The 1,888-nt window shown below is 70.9% G+C and carries 2 protein-coding genes; one reads left to right on the forward strand and one right to left on the reverse strand.

Going from position 1 to position 1,888, the window contains the following annotated elements:
• Positions 1 to 594: murein hydrolase activator EnvC family protein (locus ACYVE9_RS25065; protein ID WP_461030175.1), on the reverse strand; the 594-nt coding region annotated here is incomplete at its 3' end.
• Between the two features lie 323 nt (positions 595 to 917).
• On the opposite strand from ACYVE9_RS25065, the gene rpsB reads away from it, so the two are divergent.
• Positions 918 to 1,862, forward strand: coding sequence for a 30S ribosomal protein S2 (gene rpsB / locus ACYVE9_RS25070; protein WP_461030176.1), 945 nt, complete (start codon positions 918 to 920; stop codon positions 1,860 to 1,862).
• Positions 1,863 to 1,888: the final 26 nt, after the last annotated feature.

A 1,888-nucleotide genomic window follows, 5' to 3' on the forward strand; every position in this document is an offset into this window, starting at 1 on the left:
TGGGGGTGGTCGGCCGTGAGGGGCCGCCTGCCTCGCGCCGACCCGTGCCGCAGCCGCAGCCGCAGTGAGCAGAGGCCCGGTGTAGCCGCGGGAAGCGGTGTCCGGCTGCCCCGTGCCGGCGGGTTCGTGGGTCGCTCCGGACGGGGGCACGCCCGCCACGGGGAGCAGCACCGAGGGGGAGGCGGCCGACAGGGTCAGCGGATCCAGGTAGGCGGTGCCGCGCCGCAGGCCCCAGTGCAGGCAACTGGCAGGCGCGCAGTGTGAGGGCTCCGCCTGGAGTACCCCGATGGTCTGGCCCGCGCGCACCCGCTGCCCCGTGTCGACCGTGGCACGCACCGGTTCGTAGGTGACGCGGAGTGGAGGATCACCCGTGCCGTCGATCGCCACAGCGACCACGCCTCTACCTGCGATGACGCCCGCGTAGGAGACACGGCCGGCAGCGGTCGCGCGGACCGGGGCGCCCGCCTCGACGGCCAGATCCACCCCGCGGTGCCCGGCTGACCAGGGGGCGGCGGGCGGGTCGAAGGGGCGGACCAGGTGCGGATCGGGTACCGGCCAGGAGAGCAGCGCGACGGCTGCGAAGGTGAACCACATGTCCGCAGCATGGTCCGGAACCCGGCCCGGTGTGGATCTTGTCCGAGACCTGTGGAGTACTGGCCGGTTGTGGACAAGTCGGTGCCCTGTTCGGGGACCGTCAACGGTGTCGCTCGCCGCGTGCGGGGTCCCGTACACTTCTGGAGGCGACCCGGCTCTCCGGGTCGACTTCGCACGCCCCGCCGGCCCTCGTGGACGGCCGCGTCCCTCGGTCCCGAAGAACCGCCCTCACCAGGTGTTTCCGCAGGCACGACGCGTCGGGGCGTCAGGAGCGGAGGCCGTCCGGCCGAAGCTGACAACCGAGCACACCAAGGAGAACGGCCATGGCCGTCGTCACGATGCGGGAGCTGCTGGAAAGCGGCGTCCACTTCGGGCACCAGACCCGTCGCTGGAACCCGAAGATGAAGCGCTTCATCTTCACCGAGCGCAACGGCATTTACATCATCGACCTGCTCCAGTCGCTGTCGTACATCGACCGCGCCTACGAGTTCGTCAAGGAGACCGTCGCCCACGGCGGCTCGGTGATGTTCGTCGGTACCAAGAAGCAGGCCCAGGAGGCCATCGCCGAGCAGGCCACCCGCGTGGGCATGCCCTACGTGAACCAGCGCTGGCTCGGCGGCATGCTGACCAACTTCTCCACCGTCCACAAGCGGCTCCAGCGCCTCAAGGAGCTCGAGCAGATCGACTTCGAGGACGTGGCCGCCTCCGGCCTCACCAAGAAGGAGCTGCTGGTCCTCTCCCGCGAGAAGGCCAAGCTGGAGAAGACCCTGGGCGGCATCCGCGACATGCAGAAGGTGCCCAGCGCCGTCTGGATCGTGGACACCAAGAAGGAGCACATCGCCGTCGGTGAGGCGCGCAAGCTCCACATCCCGGTGGTCGCCATCCTCGACACCAACTGCGACCCCGACGAGGTCGACTACAAGATCCCGGGCAACGACGACGCGATCCGCTCCGTCACCCTGCTCACCCGGGTGATCGCCGACGCCGTCGCCGAGGGTCTCATCTCCCGCTCCGGTGCCGCCGAGGCTGCCAAGGGCGGCGAGAAGGCCGCCGGTGAGCCGCTGCCCGAGTGGGAGCGCGAGCTGCTCGAGAGGGACAAGCCGGCCGAGGCGAAGGCTGACGACAAGCCGGCCGAGGACAAGGCTGCGGACGAGAAGCCGGCTGAGGACAAGGCCGAGGGCGACGAGACCGCTGCGGCCGCCGAGCCCAAGGCCGAGGAGGCCGCCCCGGCTGCCGCCGAGGCCGCGGCTCCGGCCGAGCAGGCCTGACGCACCGGCTTCATGCCGGCACGGGG

The organism is Streptomyces sparsus, from assembly GCF_054776295.1.